This window comes from Acinetobacter sp. YH12236 (assembly GCF_013417645.1).
Classification (GTDB): Bacteria; Pseudomonadota; Gammaproteobacteria; order Pseudomonadales; family Moraxellaceae; genus Acinetobacter.
The window spans coordinates 47469-64885 of sequence record NZ_VPDM01000005.1 but is presented as its reverse complement, the minus strand read 5'-3'; the positions used below and the strand labels follow the sequence as shown (position 1 = coordinate 64885).

13 protein-coding genes and 1 pseudogene are annotated in these 17417 nt (G+C 41.4%); 3 read left to right on the top strand and 11 right to left on the bottom strand.

Annotated elements, in window-relative coordinates; all coding sequences use genetic code 11:
* Positions 1-402 precede the first annotated feature (402 nt).
* Complete coding sequence (locus tag FTV14_RS04150; protein ID WP_180053402.1) at positions 403-1926, bottom strand: TerC family protein; 1524 nt, start codon at positions 1924-1926, stop codon at positions 403-405.
* A gap of 961 nt (positions 1927-2887) precedes the next feature.
* Between FTV14_RS04150 and FTV14_RS04145 the strand changes: the two genes are divergently transcribed.
* Complete coding sequence (locus FTV14_RS04145; RefSeq protein ID WP_179992445.1) at positions 2888-3352, top strand: MarR family winged helix-turn-helix transcriptional regulator; 465 nt, start codon at positions 2888-2890, stop codon at positions 3350-3352.
* Positions 3353-3435: 83 nt separating this feature from the next.
* Here the strand turns inward: FTV14_RS04145 and FTV14_RS04140 are convergent, their stop codons facing one another.
* From FTV14_RS04140 to FTV14_RS04120, 5 genes are all read right to left on the bottom strand, one after another.
* A complete protein-coding gene (locus tag FTV14_RS04140; RefSeq protein WP_180053401.1) occupies positions 3436-4098 on the bottom strand; it encodes an SOS response-associated peptidase family protein in 663 nt (220 codons plus the stop codon).
* Positions 4099-4190: 92 nt separating this feature from the next.
* Positions 4191-5633 (bottom strand): aldehyde dehydrogenase family protein, encoded by a 1443-nt coding sequence (locus tag FTV14_RS04135; protein WP_180053400.1) that lies wholly within the window; start codon positions 5631-5633, stop codon positions 4191-4193.
* 464 nt (positions 5634-6097) lie between these two features.
* The gene (locus tag FTV14_RS04130; RefSeq protein WP_034702314.1) at positions 6098-8263 is read right to left on the bottom strand and encodes a malate synthase G; all 2166 of its coding nucleotides are present in this window, start codon (positions 8261-8263) and stop codon (positions 6098-6100) included.
* A 363-nt stretch (positions 8264-8626) separates the two neighbouring features.
* Positions 8627-9778, bottom strand: coding sequence for a cell division protein ZapE (zapE, locus tag FTV14_RS04125; protein WP_180053399.1), 1152 nt, complete (start codon positions 9776-9778; stop codon positions 8627-8629).
* Positions 9779-9861: 83 nt separating this feature from the next.
* Entirely contained in the window at positions 9862-10869 is a 1008-nt protein-coding gene (locus FTV14_RS04120; protein ID WP_104426984.1) for an AraC family transcriptional regulator, read from the bottom strand.
* A gap of 143 nt (positions 10870-11012) precedes the next feature.
* Here FTV14_RS04120 and FTV14_RS04115 point away from each other — a divergent pair.
* Both FTV14_RS04115 and FTV14_RS04110 read left to right on the top strand, forming a co-directional pair.
* Positions 11013-12508, top strand: a pseudogene (locus FTV14_RS04115) (flavin-containing monooxygenase).
* Between the two features lie 65 nt (positions 12509-12573).
* On the top strand, positions 12574-13482 hold the full coding sequence (locus tag FTV14_RS04110) for a lysine exporter LysO family protein (RefSeq protein WP_180053398.1): 909 nt from the start codon (positions 12574-12576) through the stop codon (positions 13480-13482).
* Between the two features lie 101 nt (positions 13483-13583).
* Here FTV14_RS04110 and FTV14_RS04105 read toward each other — a convergent pair whose 3' ends face one another.
* From FTV14_RS04105 to rpsA, 5 genes are all read right to left on the bottom strand, one after another.
* A complete protein-coding gene (locus FTV14_RS04105; RefSeq protein WP_005236122.1) occupies positions 13584-13805 on the bottom strand; it encodes a hypothetical protein in 222 nt (73 codons plus the stop codon).
* An 87-nt stretch (positions 13806-13892) separates the two neighbouring features.
* Entirely contained in the window at positions 13893-14573 is a 681-nt protein-coding gene (pyrF, locus tag FTV14_RS04100) for an orotidine-5'-phosphate decarboxylase (RefSeq protein WP_373688475.1), read from the bottom strand.
* Between the two features lie 242 nt (positions 14574-14815).
* On the bottom strand, positions 14816-15181 hold the full coding sequence (locus tag FTV14_RS04095; RefSeq protein WP_005236124.1) for a lipopolysaccharide assembly protein LapA domain-containing protein: 366 nt from the start codon (positions 15179-15181) through the stop codon (positions 14816-14818).
* A 22-nt stretch (positions 15182-15203) separates the two neighbouring features.
* A complete protein-coding gene (locus FTV14_RS04090) occupies positions 15204-15509 on the bottom strand; it encodes an integration host factor subunit beta (protein ID WP_005097312.1) in 306 nt (101 codons plus the stop codon).
* Between the two features lie 164 nt (positions 15510-15673).
* Positions 15674-17350 (bottom strand): 30S ribosomal protein S1, encoded by a 1677-nt coding sequence (rpsA, locus tag FTV14_RS04085; protein WP_004783987.1) that lies wholly within the window; start codon positions 17348-17350, stop codon positions 15674-15676.
* Positions 17351-17417 lie beyond the last annotated feature (67 nt).

Here is a 17417-nt window from a genome sequence, read left to right as displayed (position 1 = left end):
AATTCAGCCCTAATCTGGCAAAAATAATTTTTCAAGCGCTCAAGCTGAGTATTGTGTAAGCTTTGGATGAGCTTTTGTATCTCGAATTTGACTAATATCTTTCAAAATTACGTGAAATATATATTTTACCACTTAGTCAAATTCACACTTATTTTTAAACTTTATTTAAATTTGTTTAATAATTCTAAATAAAGCATGTCTGGATTTTGATACTTCAGTAAGATTTATTACTTCTAATCCTGTAAAACCTATTACGCATTCTTGGCTTCCGAAATATTCAATACTCCATTTAGCCTGAAGAATAAGCTTAGGTGAGCATTAATATCTAAGTCATAAATAATATTCAATAAAAGAGTCAGTTGCCCTTAAGCAACTGACTCAAAAAATAATCAAGACAGGCGATTAACCCTGATAATGGATACTCACCGACTTAATCCGGTTATTTTCGATTTCCATTACCTTGAATTGAATACCTTGGTAGTTCAGTTCAGTACCTACCTCGACCACACTATTGGTTTTATCCAGAATCAGACCGGCAACACTGATATAGCCTGCATCTTCATCAATCAGATCCAGCATACCGAGCTCAAGTTCTAACTGATACAGATCCAGCATACCGGATGCAACCCAGTGTGTATCATCAACTTTGACCAGATCCAGCTGCTCATCGGCATCCGGGAATTCACCGGCAATTGCCTCAAACACATCTAGCGGTGAAATCAGACCTTGTACATGACCAAATTCATCACTGACCAGTACCAGAGAGCCTTTTGAGGTACGTAAGGTATTAATCGCGTCAATCACCTTCATTCTTTCAAAGATATAGATAGGGCGATGACGCTTGATCAAAGCTTTTAACTCTTCCGGTTCATCCAGTACATCTAACAGCTCTTTGGCACGAACGATGGTAATCACCTTATCCAGACTGCCCCGACAAACCGGAAACAGGCTGTGGGGTACAGACAGGATTTTTTCACGGATTTGTTCCGGACTATCCTCCAGATCGACCCAGGAAATCTGACTTCGTGGGGTCATGATCGATGCTACAGAACGCTCTGCCAAGGTCAATACCCCGCCAATCATATAGCGTTCTTCATCCGCAAAGGTTTCCTGTGCTTCATGCTGAGTAGTACTGGTGGTTTCAAGCTTAGCGCCCATCAGTTGGAGAATACTGTTAGCAGTGCGATGACGCAACGGAATCTTGGCTTCATGTTTCGCAGCATTGCGCTGACTAAACTGGTTAAAGGCTTCAACTGCAATTGCAACACCAATACCAGAATAGATGTAGCCTTTCGGAATATGGAAACCAAAACCTTCTGCCATCAGGCTGATCCCGATCAGTAACAGGAAGCTCAAACACAGAATCACGACCGTAGGATGACGATTCACAAAGTTAGTCAATGGTTTAGATGCCAGTAACATCACGGCCATCGCGATAATCATGGCCGCCATCATGACATAGATATTATCAACCATACCTACGGCGGTAATCACCGAGTCCAGTGAAAATACGGCATCCAAAATGACAATCTGGGCCACAACTGCGGTGAAGCCCGCATATGCCACCTTGGTCGTGACCTGTATTTCAGGCTTACCTTCAATTTTTTCATGAAGTTCGGTAACGGCTTTATAGAGCAGGAATAAACCACCAAAGAGCAGAATCAAATCCCGTCCTGAGAAAGTCCAGTTAAATAATTGAATAAGCGGTTGAGTCAAGGTGACTAACCAAGAGATCGCAAACAGCAGACCTAAACGCATCAGCAAGGCTAAGGATAGACCGATCACACGGGCCTTATCACGCTGTTCAGGGGGAAGTTTCTCAGCCAGAATGGCAATAAAGACTAGGTTATCAATACCTAAAACGATTTCGAGAATAATAAGAGTAATTAAACCAACCCAAATTCCGGGATCTAATAAAAATTCCATTAGAACACCATCCCATTTGAGTATGTAAGCAACGAATATGGAAGATCAACGCACGGCGAGGGATCCATTTAATTTAACCTTTTCGACTTAAGATGTATCCATTATGCATAAACTTATGATTTTTGAACAATAAAATTTATGAAAAACTGTTGCACCGCTTTGCCTCTCCTTATTCTAAAATCTTTTAATTTTCAAATCATTGGCCGAAATCTGTCATGTTCTACATAACTCATTACAAATTAAAGAAAATTTAAGCTTCTTTTTGACTTTAAGCACTTTAAATCTATGAGATAGAAGCCTGAGATATAAATTACTGTTTCTCTTAATATTCGTATCTATTCATACATCATAAAATATTGAATGATCCACTATCCTGCTAGGTCCATTAAATCCACTTATCTAAAGACATATTTTAAATATGGATTTTTTTATTAAAATGGTTCATACACGTTATGAATAGTTAGTCGTAGGATCAAAAATATGCATAAGTTTCTCATCCAAAACGGTTTTATTCGATGAGTGACCAATTTAAATGTACTCGCTCTAGCTTTCGGTCAGATTTGAGAAATCCGCATCTGCGTCGTGCTACAGATTAAAAAATGTATCAGAGCATTCATTTAAACAGCATCGATTTTGAATTGTATTTCCGCATACTCACCAAAAGTAATATATGCGCAGGTCGGCCATTTATCCATATGGTTTGCTAACCCAGCTCTTATTTAGACTCTAAACCTAATCTGGAGCCTTAAGATTTGCATGTCATATCAATACCATTCATCTGGATAAAGACAGTTACAATTTGCCCCGATTGAGCTACAACATGTAAATCGCCTGATTTTTTGATGTTAAGAAGATCTAACAAATGCAATCTCGTTAACATTTTAAAAATAAAGGTTGAAACATGTATAAACTTTTACATAAAATGTCAGTGCCCTAGAAAAATAAATAAAAGGAACATTTCATGACTAAAAAATATGCAAAATTTTTACCTTGTGCAGAAGACTTTAATTTAGAAAACTTTCCATACTACTGGGTGACTCAAGTTCATGCCCAATATGTCCTAAATGTAGATCATGCACTAAAAAAGTATGGTGTCGATAATTCACGTCGCCGTATCTTGCTTGCTCTTAAAGCCAAACCACATGCCAGCGTTTCTGACCTGTCAGAAATGGTCGTATCTAAAATGTCGACAACCACCAAGATCGTTTATCGCTTAAAAGATGAAGGTCTGGTTGAAACCTATTCCTGTGAAGACGATGCTCGTATTACCCGTGTCGTGCTGACTGAAAAAGGAATGGAAATGACACATAAAATTAATGACCTGACCAATGTTGTACTGGAACAGTCATTTGAAGGGCTAACCCCATTACAAATTGAAAAAACTATGGAAAGCTTACGCCATATCTTTAAAAATTTGGCTCGTTAAGTATTTTTTCAATTTTGAATTTAGCTGGCGAGATCAATAACACCTTTTATAATAATTAACGATCCGCCATTGCTTTCTAGGTTTTAGGAATCAAAAAAGTTCAGCTGTGGACTGGCTTTTTTGATTCTTTCTTTTGGTACATGTGAACATTCGAACTCCTCCACTGTAAATCCCTGTACAAAGCTACGAATATCCGGTTGCGTGAGATTCAACCATTCATGTATACGCTCATGCGGAATCACAATGACTGAACGTTTAATATTCCCCGGCTCATGAAACTCTTTCATCATGGGATGGTCTATTGCATCCATCGTAATCATACTAGCCGAACGTACGATTTCATCCTGCACCCGAGCAATTTCATACAGTGCCGCAATAAAGGTCGCTTTTCCATCCTTGCGTCTGACGCCCCAGCGCTGTGGTTTATTATCAAAATACTTTGACTCATAAAATTCCGAGACGGGAATCACCCCAAACTTGCATTTGACTGTCGCTTCTGCAAAGGTTGGTTTTTGCAGCAAAGTTTCATTTCTGGCATTGTAGGTTTTTGTCCCAATCGTTTTATCCTCTGCCCATTTGGGAATAAAGCCAAAGTTAACCGAGCGCCATTCCAGACCTTGATCAGATTGAAATAACAAGGGTGTAGCATAATTCGGATAGACTTCTTCCGGATATTCAAAGGGAATTTCCGGTAAGCCCAGATCATGTATTTGCTGCGAAGTTAAAGGCTTAAAGTTGGCACACATGCTTAATCAGACAGATCACTTGATGCTCTGATTATAGCTTGATGCCAAGCTTAAACCTGTATGGATTATGGATAAGTTTCTATCATTTAATATTATTCACTGGGTACAGTCAGCCAGTGAGTACGGGTGAATTCCTCAAAAATCCAGCGTCCATTAAAACGCCCAAGCCCAGAGTTTTTCTCTCCCCCAAACGGAGCATTAGCCTGATCTGCCACACTAATACCATTGATATGAGTCATACCGATATCCAGCTGTTCTGTAAAACTAATACCACGTTCAATATTCGAGGTACAAACCGCACTAGATAAGCCAAAACGGGTATCATTGGCCAGCTTTAAGGCATGTGCTTCATCACGAGCTTTCAGTACTGGCAGAATCGGTCCAAAACTTTCTTCCTGAGCCAGTGGAGATTCAGGTGCTACCCCAGTAAAGATATGTGGATAGACCAGATTACCTTCTATCCCCCCTTCGTATACCAGCTCTGCACCCTGCTCTTTTGCACTTTGAATAATCTGCTGATGTTTTTTGATCTGACTCTGATTGATGATCGGCCCAATGATGGTCTCTTCTAGATTTGGATCACCCACAGCAACAGTTTTCACTCGCTCTAAAAGTTTTTCCACATAGGCATCATGAATAGACGCATCGACAATGACCCGATTGGTGCTCATACAGATTTGTCCCTGATGCATAAAGCGCCCCATGATTGTCAGTTCTACTGCCAGATCAAGGTCTGCATCATCCAGAATCACCAGTGGCGCATTTCCGCCCAGTTCCAGCGCCAGACGTTTAATTCGAGGGCTGGCTAAGGCTTTACTTCCTACATTCTGTCCGACTTCAGTAGAGCCCGTGAATGAGATCATTTTTGGAATCGGATGTTCGACAAAATAGTCACCAATTTCACTGCCTGCACCTGAAACCACATTGAGCACACCTGCGGGTAAACCAGCTTCTTCAAACAATTTGCCTAATAAGGTTCCACCTGTCACTGGTGTATCACTTGCTGGCTTGAGTACCACACTATTTCCACAGGCAATCGCTGTTGCTACCGAACGCATGGATAAATGAAATGGAAAATTCCATGGGCTAATGACGCCAATCACACCCAAGGGTTTACGCAGTACCAGACTTTTACGTTGTGGATCTTTGCTCTCCAACTGTTCAGTCTTGATCTGTTCTGGAAATTTTTGACTTTCCTGAATAATAGATAAAGCAGCGCCAACTTCCAGACCAGCTTTAAAACGGGTACTTCCAGACTCAAGAATTAACCAGTCAATAATTTCATCCTGGCATGCCTGAATCACCTGTTGTAGTTTTTGCAGGATTTGCTGTCTTAACTCAACTGATTTAATAGCACCCTGCTGAAAGGCTTTATCAGCTGCAGCATAAGCCGCATCCACATCTGCTGTACTGGCAGACTGCAAAGTAAAGATCGTATCTTGGGTGTAGGGATTCAGATTCTGAATCATTTTCTGGGAACGGCCGGGTTGCCACTGACCCGCAATAAACTGCTGATCCAAATGTTGATATGCCATGCTGTTCTTCCCTGCAATTTATTGATTTGCTTTTACTTTAGCAGAGCCATTTCAGGATGGAAGTGACAGCGACGAATTGTTACGCTTTTATCTTTAGCTTTATAAGTAAGTGGAACTTACTGATGCATGATTCTCTTTTATCGCAGTTTAAATCTTCCAGTACATCAGCCAAAATACGATTCTTAGAAATTAAAAATTGAGAATTAAATTGAGTCTTAAATGTCATGATCCAAAGTTCTACAACTACCCAGCATGAGGAGCTGTAAACGCTCATAGGAATACCGACTGGCAGATATAAAGCTACTGTTTAACAGATAATTATTATTAAAGTTTTCTTCTGTGACATTGTTCTGTTTTAGGTGTTCAGTCAGTTAGTTTACCTTCCAAAAGAACATTTTTATCCTTAGATCTTTTTTAAGAGCAATAAAAAAAGCCTCCGAAGAGGCTTTTTTCAAGTTACAGGATTAGTCACCTGTATAACCTTTAAGTTTTAAACGTGCTGCGTGTAGAAGCGGCTCTGTATAACCTGATGGCTGTTCACCACCTTTGAAGATCAGGTCAGAAGCAGCCTGGAATGCAATACTATTGTCAAAATCAGCAGCCATTGGCTTGTACAGTGGATCATTCGCATTTTGCTCATCCACAATTTTCGCCATGCGTTGCATTACTTCTTCAACCTGTTCACGCGTTACGATCCCGTGACGTAACCAGTTGGCAACGTGCTGAGAAGAAATACGTAAAGTCGCACGGTCTTCCATCAAGCCCACATCATTGATGTCTGGAACTTTAGAACAACCTACACCCAGATCAACCCAACGAACGACATAACCCAAGATACCTTGACAGTTATTTTCCAGTTCTTTCAGTTTCTCTTCTTCAGACCAATTGGTATCAGTTGCAAGAGGTGGAGTTAACAAATCATCTAAAGGCAACGCTTCAGTTGCAAGCAATTCTTGCTGACGGTTTGCCACGTTAATTTGGTGGTAGTGAATCGCGTGAATCACTGCACCTGTTGGAGATGGAACCCATGCACAGCTTGCACCTGCTTCAGGATGTTCAGTCTTGGTTTTGTACATGTCTAACAGCATGTCTGGTTTTGGCCACATGCCTTTACCAATCTGTGCTTTACCACGTAGACCTGTTTGTAGACCTACCATGACGTTACGGTTTTCGTAAGCTGGGAACCATTTTTGGCCTTTGATTTCGCCTTTACGAACGAACGGACCTGCTTCCATGAAGGTATGGATTTCATCACCTGTACGATCCATGAAACCGGTGTTAATAAAGATGGTACGGTCTTTCGCCTGAGCAATACAGTTTTTCAGGTTAACCGAAGTACGGCGTTCTTCATCCATGATACCGATTTTCAGGGTTTTCGCAGGTAAGCCAAGCGCCTGTTCAGCACGTTCAAACAGTTCAACCGCAAATGCAACTTCTTCTGGACCGTGCATTTTTGGCTTAACGATATACATAGAACCGGTACGTGAGTTCTTGATCGTGTTCTCACCACGGATATCAGCCACAGAAAGCAATGGAGTGACCAATGCATCCATGATGCCTTCATAAATTTCTTCGCCATCTACAAGGATCGCCGGGTTTGTCATCAAGTGACCAACGTTACGAAGCAGCATCAATGAACGACCATGAACCTTGGTCTCACCGCCTTCAACATTTTTGAAAGTACGGTCAGCATTGAGTTTACGGGTAATGGTCTTGCCATTTTTCTCGATAGACTCTTCAAGCGTACCTTTCATCAGGCCTAACCAGTTACGGTAGCCTTCTACTTTTTCTTCAGCATCAACTGCTGCAACAGAGTCTTCCAAGTCCTGAATCGTCGTTACAGCTGCTTCAAGCACAACGTCTTTTACGCCTGCTGCATCTGTTTGGCCAATTGGGCTGTTTGCATCAATCTGGATGATTGCATGCAGGCCGTTATTTTTCAGTACGATTTCAGTCGGTGCAGAAGCTTCGCCATTGTAACCAACGAATTTAGAGCTATCCGCAACAGTTGTGGTAGAGCCGTCTTTCAGCGTTACAACCAGTGCATTACCTTCAACTGCATATTTGGTTGCATCAGCATGTGAACCTTGTGCCAGCGGGAATGTTTCATTTAAGAAGTTTTTCGCGAATGCGATAACTTTCTCACCACGTTTCGGGTTATAGCCTTTACCTTTTTCAGCACCATCTTCTTCAGAGATCACGTCGAAGCCGTATAAAGCGTCGTATAAAGAACCCCAGCGTGCATTCGCTGCGTTCAGGCAGTAACGTGCATTACGTACTGGAACTACCAGCTGTGGGCCAGCCAATAGTGCAATCTCTTCGTCTACATTTTCAGTGCTGATCTGGAAATCTTCTACTTCTGGTAATAAGTAGCCAATTTCAGTCAAGAAAGCTTTGTAAGCTTGTAATTCAAATGTGTTATTGCGATGCCATTCATCAATTTTAGCTTGAATATCATCACGCTTAGCCAAAAGTGCTTTGTTTTTAGGGCTAAGATCAACAACGACTTGTTCAAAGTTCTTCCAGTATGTTTCGCTGTCCAAACCAGAACCTGGTAGTGCTTCATTTTCGATAAAATCGTAAAGTTCTTTAGCAATCGCTAACTTGCCTTTTTGAATACGTGCAGTCATTGTCTTTCCTGATATTGCTACTTTTTATACAAGAGATTCTAGTATACCGATTAAAATCTAGCTGAATAGTACTATCACACCGCAAAATAATGAGCATTTTTCTAATAAGAATACCCTCATATTCTTATTAAATGATGTCACACACGATGCAATATCATCCTGCTAAATACCCTCATGACAGTGTATAAAGTTTTTGAAATGTAGAAATTAGACTTAAGTTCAGATTTTTGAATAAAAGTTGTCCGTTCTTTTTATACAAGGTCATATTTAGATCAAGATTAAGCCATGTTTGGCTGAGCTTGTCGATCTTTGACGCAATGGAATGCATAAAAAAGCGCCGGTCATGACCAGCGCTTGTTGTATTTATTCAGGCTCACTTGAAGCTATTTTCTCGATCTGGCGATGTTCAGAATGCAGGTATTCATCTGACTGCATTTCCAATAAGCGTGAACGAGTCCGTTCAATTTCGAAAGCCAGTCGCTCACCTTTATAAAGGTCAACAATATTATCTTCTGAGGTCAATAATAATTTGACTCCACGGTCATAAAATTCATCGACCAGATAAATGAAACGACGTGTGGCATCATTCAGGAAATCGGTTAAATGCGGCACATTGCTGACCAATACCGTATTGTAAATATTCGCAATTTCAATGAAGTCAGCTGGGCTACGCGGTTTTAGACATAGTTCAGAGAACTCACACCACAAGACATCTTCAGTATGGGCCACAGTTTCCACAATACGGTTATTGATGATGATTGGCTCTTGAGAAGAGGTTTGGGTTTGAGTCAGTGCGGTATAGCGATGTGCCAACCAGTTTTTATTGTCATGCGTTAGTGGATATTTGAATAATTGCGCCTGCTTTAAGACACGTAAACGGTAATCCACACCGGCATCTACATTCAGAATGACACAGTTTTTCTTGACCATTTCAATGGTTGGCAGAAAACGGTCACGGTGAATCCCGTTTTTATATAAACCATCTGGTGCAATGTTCGAAGTCGCCACCAGTGTAATACCACGCTCAAATAGCTTCTGGAACAGATCGCTCAGGATCATGGCATCTGTCACGTTAGATACAAAAAATTCATCAAAGCAGATCACCACAGCATCTTTATAAATCTGATCCGCTACCAGATCCAGAGGATTGCGCTGACCCGAAAGCTTGTTTAATTCACGATGCACATGTTGCATAAAATGGTGAAAGTGCAAACGGGTTTTGCGGCGAAATGGAATCGACTCATAAAACTGATCCATTAGCCAGGTCTTGCCACGACCTACTCCGCCCCACATGTATACACCCTTCGGCGAAGTCTGACGGCGGAAACGGCGAAAGGCTTTCTTAGACGCTTTAAAGCGCTGAATTAATTCCAGCCAGGTACGATTCAGCTCATGTACTGCCATGGCCTGTGCATCATCAGGCATAAACTGTCCTGAAGACAAAGCGTGTGCATAACGTTCTGCAGGAGAGATTGGACTAAAAGCGGTGCTGTGCTGTGAATTAAAATCGGACATAGGTTTCGTACTATTCAGGATCTGTTTAATTATAGCGGAGTTTAGAACGCACACTATAACACTTTGGCATTAACTAACTTAGGCTATTTTATATATTGCCGAGGACTTTGCCCAAACCAACGCTTAAAGGCATGGTTAAAAGCAGCCGGTTCGGAATAACCCAATAACTCTGCAATCATTTCAATCGAATACTGTTTATATTCAATGAGTCGCAAAGCTTTATCTTTAATAATCTCTTCGCGAATCTGTTTATAACTGGTATCGAACTGCTGTAATTGATGGCGTAAAGTACGTTCTGGAATATTCAGAGCCTGAGCCGTTTCAGCCATACTCGGCATCAAACCGGTTTGCAGCTCCAGATAATCCTGTACTCGCTGTACCACAGTCGGGACATCAGCATCTTCCGCCAGACGTTCCAGTTCAGCCAGACACTTTGCTTCATAGACTGCAAAGGTCTCCGCATCTGCTGAAGGAATCCGGATATCCAAAATGGCCTCATCAAACCAGAATGCAGCTCTTGCAGCACCCAACTGTACCTGTGTTCCATAATAATCATGATAGATTTTCTGGGTAGCAGGTTGTTCCGGTGCGGCGAAAGGCAGTTCAATCTGCAAGTCAGGCTTGGACAAACCCATCATCTTGTAAATATCGCGAATGAACTTGAAAGTACCTGAAATCTCAGCTTGCGCGACCAGCATTCCCAGATGATCTTCCGTTTTCTTGGGATAATAGCAAAGCGCACTGCGGTACTCACTTTGCTCCACTCCCAACTGACCGGTAAGATGCGTCAATTGCTGAAAACGAATCACCTGATGCATCGCATCACGTACGGTTGGACTGGTCACCAGCAACATCAGCAAAGGCCCATAACCTGCCAAAGCATAATGCTGGCCGATCAATAAACCTTGTTCTGGCTGGATATCCTGACCCACCACCTTGAGCACATCATATTCCACGCTTGGGTGAATAATTGAAGTCGGATCAAGCGCATCAACACGCAAGCCGATATTTTGCAGTTTTTGATCGACCTCTATGCCAGCCTTGCGCATGCCCTGGATCAGATACATCAGACTGAGAACAGAACGTTTCATAACCATACAAATACAATGTGATAGCTCTAGTTGTACTATAAAAATAAGCAGTCGGCTATTGCCGTTTAGATCAATTTTATATCTAATAGCCAGTTAATAAATCAAGATAATTATCATTATTAAAATAAGCAAGGAATGCGAAGATGCTGGACAATACAAGCCCTACCCACAATCATCCCTATACCAAAGTGGCCATTATCGGTGCCGGTTTTGGCGGGATAGCGATGGCAATACGTTTACAGCAGCAAGGCATCCATGATTTTATTATTATAGAAAAAGATAGCGATTTTGGTGGAACCTGGCGCGATAATCAGTATCCGGGAGCGGCCTGTGATGTGCAATCACACATGTATTCCCTTTCTTTTGCCCCAAAACTGACTGGTCAAAACGCTATGCCGAAGCACCGGAAATTTTTAGCTATATTCAAGATTTAGTCAGTGATTATAATCTTCGGGCTTTTGCTCGGCTGAATACCGAAGTACTCGGGGTTCATTACCAGCAAGACCGATGCTTATGGCAGATCCATCTGCAGGATCAAAGCATTCTGGAAGCCCAGTTTGTAGTATTTGCCTCTGGTCCTTTACATGTTCCTCAAATTCCCCATATTACGGGCATTGAAAAATTTAAGGGTAAAATCTTTCATTCTTCTCACTGGGATCATCATTATGATCTCAAGGGAAAAAATGTTGCATCGATTGGGACTGGTGGCAGTGCAATTCAATATATCCCTGAAATTGCACCCGAATGCAAACAGCTCTATGTCTTGCAACGTACTGCGGCTTGGGTTATTCCACGGGATGAGCGCCTATATCATGACCTGGAAAAAAAGCTATTTTCCAAATATGAATGGTTCCGCAAGTTACACCGGATTCGCCTGTACTGGTCCAATGAATCACGCGTGGTGCCTATCGTTAAACCAACTGTCATGAAATATGCTCAGAAACTGGCTGAAGCTTATATTCGCTATCAGGTCAAGGACAAGGAAACTGCCAAGAAGTTAACTCCAGGCTACATCATGGGTTGTAAACGGATTCTGGTGTCTAATCAATATTTCCCTACCTTTAACCGTAAAAATGTGGAACTGGTTACTGAAGGCATTTGTGAAGTGACTGAAAACAGTATTATTACAGTAGATGGTAAAGAACGTCCGATTGACTGCCTGATCTACGGTACCGGATTTATTACTGATCCAAGAATTTATCTGAAAAATTTTGACTGCACTGGCCTGAATGGCATTCACTTAAATGATGTCTGGAAAGATGGTGCCGAAAGCTATTATGGAATCTGTGTGAAAGGTTTTCCGAACCTGTTCCAGTTATTAGGGCCAAATACTGTGCTGGCACATAATTCAGTCCTTTTCATGATTGAAGCGCAAGTAAGTTATATCCTGCAAATGATCGCCCTAGTGGATCAATCACATAGTGATGCAATTGTGGTCAAAGATCAGGTACAGGAAAAATTCAACCAGGATGTCCAACATATGCTGGACAATACGGTCTGGCAATCTGGCTGCGTTAGCTGGTATCAGCAGGAAGGTGGGAAAAATTTTGCCTTATGGCCTACCTATACCTGGAAATACTGGCTCAAAACCAAAACCCTTAATGCAGCAGATTATTATTTTTTAAATAAAGCCAGTTAAAAGCCCTTCACATTCATAGTGCTAGCGATGGCATAATAAAGACTGATTTATCATACTTTTTTATTATGCAATCGCTTTGGTTAGTATCCCAGCTTCTGGTCTGTTTAGTGCTTGGTTTTGTTTTTGCGAAACGGCTTCCTGCTCCCCTCACAAAAATCTGCTTTAAGGTTCTTCCGTATTTTAGTTATATTTTGCTGATTGCCATCGCTTTTGAGTTTTCTGAACTTTTAGCGGAATTACCTCATCCTGCTCAGATTCTAAATACCTCTATTACAATTGCTTTTCTCACCTCTATTGGGGCATTTGGCTGTTGTTATCTGCTCTTTAAATGGGCAGATTTCCAGCCTTCTTCTGGACGAGTCTCCACTGAGCTAGTGATTAAATCACTGGTCAATATTAGTTATGCGTTCTTTGCCTTAGCCGCTGGATACTTGCTGCATTATAGTTTCACTCAAATAGGGCTTTCTGTTCAGATCAGCACTTGGCATTTATTACTGGTCTTTATGTTTCTAATTGGACTGGATCTCGCCTACTCACCACTTGATCGCTCATGGTTGAACTGGAAAATCCTGCTGGTTCCGGCAGGTTGTATTGCTGGTTCATGCGTGGCAGCAATTGTCTATTCTTTCTGGAATCCAGATATTCATTTAAAAGACCTGATTATGCTGTCGCAAGGTTATGGTTTTTATTCCATGTCGGGTGTTGTCGTCACAGAACTGAGAAATGCAGAACTGGGTAGTATTGCCCTGATGAATGACCTGTTTCGGGAAATTTTTGCGATTTTACTGATGTATTGTGCCGGCTGGCGTTACCCAAGATCAGCAATTTCTGCTGCAGGTGCGACTGCGATGGATGTGACTTTACCCATGGTCAAACAGGCCTGTGGCAATGATTTTATTCCACATGCCATGGTGAGCGGTTTTATTTTATCTGTATTGGCGCCAGTAGCGGTAAGTGTGTTGGCGGTAATTTAAAAATCCCTCCCGACCTCCCTTTTTTAAAGGGAGGAGAAGTCCCCCTTTCATAAAGGGGGATTTAGGGGGATTCAATTAGAAATAAAATAAACTACGGAATATTAAAAATTCAAATCAACCCTACTCAATGAATCTCCTACTGTCTCCATCATCTCTGAAGCGAGTTCTACAATATCTATGCTATCAAGGCCTGACATCCAGTCCCATGAACCCGACTGAGCCTGTTGTTTATATTTTTCCTGCTGTTCGAACTGATCTGCTATTTTTTCCATCTCCAGCCTTTGTTCTAGCATCTTTTGTTCTGGTGTCTTTATTATTCTCATTTGAAGTTCCTTTTTATTTTTATACAGCTTTTCTCAATGTATAAAAAAAGCCTTTCATATGAAAGGCTTTTCATCAGGTAACCGGAATTACAATGTTGCCAAAATATCTTTTAGAGTCTGACGAGAATTTTCCGACTTGGTAATTGGTCGTCCAATCACCAGATGTGTTGATCCGTCCAGCATTGCTTGCTTTGGTGTCACAATACGTTTTTGATCGTCTGCATTTGAACCTTCAGGACGAATCCCAGGAGTGACCAGTGCAAAGTCTTGTCCAATGGTTTCACGCAGCATTTTCGCTTCTTGTGCGGAACAGACCACCCCATCCAGGCCACTGTCTTTAGTCAGTTGAGCCAGACGTTTTACATGTTCATTAGGCTCGATATCCAAGCCAATATCTTTCAAGTCTTCACGTCCCATTGAAGTCAGCACAGTTACCGCAATGAGTTGAGTCTTATAGTTACCTGCTTTTAAACGCTCAATACAGGTCTCCATCATTTTACGACCACCTGAAGCGTGGACATTGACCATCCACACGCCCAAGTCTGCCGCAGCACATACCGCTTGTGCAGTAGTATTCGGAATATCATGGAACTTCAGATCTAAAAACACGTCAAAACCTTTGTCTTGAAGTGCTTTTACAATGATAGGACCTTCATGAGTAAATAACTCTTTGCCCACCTTTACTCGACATAAGGCGGGATCGAGCTGCTCTGCAATCGTTAAGGCATCAAATTGACTTTTAGCATCCAGTGCAACGATGATACTCATGAGAAGACCCTTCAAATTGACAAAATTAAACCATTATACGGACTAGCCCTATAACAACCAAGAATATTTTCGCAAAAATGATTTTTTTATTCAAATTAAGTCATTTATTTATATAATTTTTATATATTTCTTCTAAATATAATTTAGCAATAAAAAACGCCTTAGAAGCTAAGCTAAAAGGCGTTTAATCAAAACAGGCGAAGTAAAAAAATCAGTAGATTACTTCGACTTCTCATTTTTGTCTAAAGCGGTGCCGATGGCCTGTCATTAGAATTAATATCTAATACTGTTTTCTCATGTCGTGTATGAGCTGCCGCTTCTGCTGCCATCATCTTGGCAGTATTCAACTGTTCCTTACGTAGATGTTCAATATCTTTACGTAGTCGTTTAATTTCCCAATTACTCTGAAAAACGCGGAAAACCTGCACACCGAGTAACAAGCCAACCACTATTCCTAAGGAAAGAGTCAAAAGGAGCAATAACCCTAAGCGCATTGCAGGAACTTGAGTAAATAACAAGTCCACTGAGACCTCAGTCCCGTTTTGCAACACCAAAGCTAATGAATAGCCAAAGACGAGCAATAAAAGAATGACCAGAACGTAACGCATGAACACCCCGTAAATATCTTGTTTATTTGTTTGCAGATTCGTTTACTGCATCACGAAGTGCTTTACCTGGCTTAAAGTGTGGAACAGCTTTTGCTGCAACTTCAACAGATTTACCAGTTTTAGGATTACGACCCACACGAGGCTCACGATGATGCAATGCAAAGCTGCCAAACCCGCGAATCTCAATACGGTTATCAGATGATAAAGCTTCAATCATTTGATCAATCATAATTTTAACTGCTTCTTCCACTAAAGGTTCAGCCAAATGCGGATTCTTTAGCGCGATGCGCTCTATTAAGTCAGACTTATTAAGTGCTTCAGTAGTCATCTGCGACCTCTTTAATTATCAAGCTACTCGGGATCTATTTTCCGATAATAACCTGTTTAAATACAAAACGGTAGCGCAATAATTAAATACTACGCTACCGTTTACAGTATTTGTGTAAAAAGTATTACTTAACTTACATTAACAATACAATTCACCATCTACTCTTAGTGATTCATTTGCGCTTTGATCAAGTCACCAATAGTTTTAGGACCATTGTCTTGACCAGCAGCAGCTGTTTTCAGGTTAGCAACAGCTTCTTTCTCTTCAGCTTCGTCTTTCGCTTTGATAGACAAGTTGATAGAGCGAGATTTACGATCTACATTGATGATCTTAGCTTCAACTTCTTGACCAACTTCTAGGAATTTAGTCGCATCTTCAACGCGGTCGCGGTTGATTTCAGATGCTTTAAGAGTTGCTTCAACTTCATCAGCTAACTTAACAGTAGCGCCTTTAGCGTCAACTGCAGTTACAGTACCTTTAACAAGCGCACCGCGTTCGTTAGCAGCTAAGAAATCGTTGAACGGATCGCTGTTCAATTGTTTGATACCAAGGCTGATACGGTTGCCTTCAGCATCTACAGACAGGATAACTGCTTCAACAGTGTCACCTTTCTTGTAACGACGGATCGCTTCTTCGCCTTGTTCGTTCCAAGAGATGTCAGACAAGTGAACTAGACCATCGATACCGCCTGGTAAACCGATGAAGATACCGAAGTCAGTGATTGACTTGATAGTACCTGAAACTTTTTCACCTTTGTCGTGGTTCTTAGCAAACTCTTCCCATGGGTTAGCACGAGTTTGTTTAATACCAAGAGAAATACGACGACGCTCTTCGTCTACTTCAAGAACCATAACATCAACTTCGTCACCGATCTGAACTACTTTAGATGGGTGGATGTTTTTGTTAGTGTGGTCCATTTCTGAAACGTGTACTAAGCCTTCAACACCTTCAGCGATTTCTGCGAAACAGCCGTAGTCAGTCAGGTTAGTTACGCGAGCTTTAACGATAGAACCTTTAGGGTAACGGCTCATGATCGCTAACCATGGATCTTCGCCTAATTGTTTAAGGCCTAAAGATACGCGGTTACGTTCGCGGTCGAATTTAAGTACTTTAACAGTAACTTCTTGACCCACTTCAACAACTTCTGATGGGTGCTTGATACGTTTCCAAGCCATATCAGTGATGTGAAGAAGACCGTCGATACCGCCAAGGTCAACGAATGCACCGTAGTCAGTAAGGTTTTTGATAGTACCAGTAACTGTTTGACCTTCTTCAAGCTGAGCAAGAAGAGCTTCACGATCAGCTGAAGATTCAGCTTCCATAACAGCACGACGTGAAACAACAACGTTGTTACGTTTAGCGTCAAGTTTGATTACTTTGAATTCTAACTCTTTACCTTCCAAGTGAGTAGTATCACGGATAGGACGAGTATCAACTAAAGAACCTGGAAGGAACGCACGAACTGGACCGATGTCAACAGTGAAACCGCCTTTAACTTTACCAGAGATAACACCAGTAACGATTTCGCCGTCTTCAAAGATTTTTTCAAGTTTAGTCCAAGTCTCAGCGCGTTTAGCTTTTTCGCGAGAAAGAACTGTTTGACCCATACCGTTGTCAAGTGCTTCAACAACTACGTCTACAGTGTCGCCAACTTGAACTTCAAGTTCGCGCTGTTCATTTAAGAACTCAGCACGGTCAACAACGCCTTCAGATTTAAGGCCAGTGTCAACAGTTACCCAATCAGAGTCGATGCTTACTACAACGCCTTGGATGACTGCACCCTTTTCAACGTTGAGGTTTAATTCGCTTTCTTCAAAGAGGGCTGCAAAAGATTCGGTCATGATATATCCGATAAAGTCAGCGGTCTTGGATCAGACAAGGCCGGTTTAATTAAGCATCTACATAGTC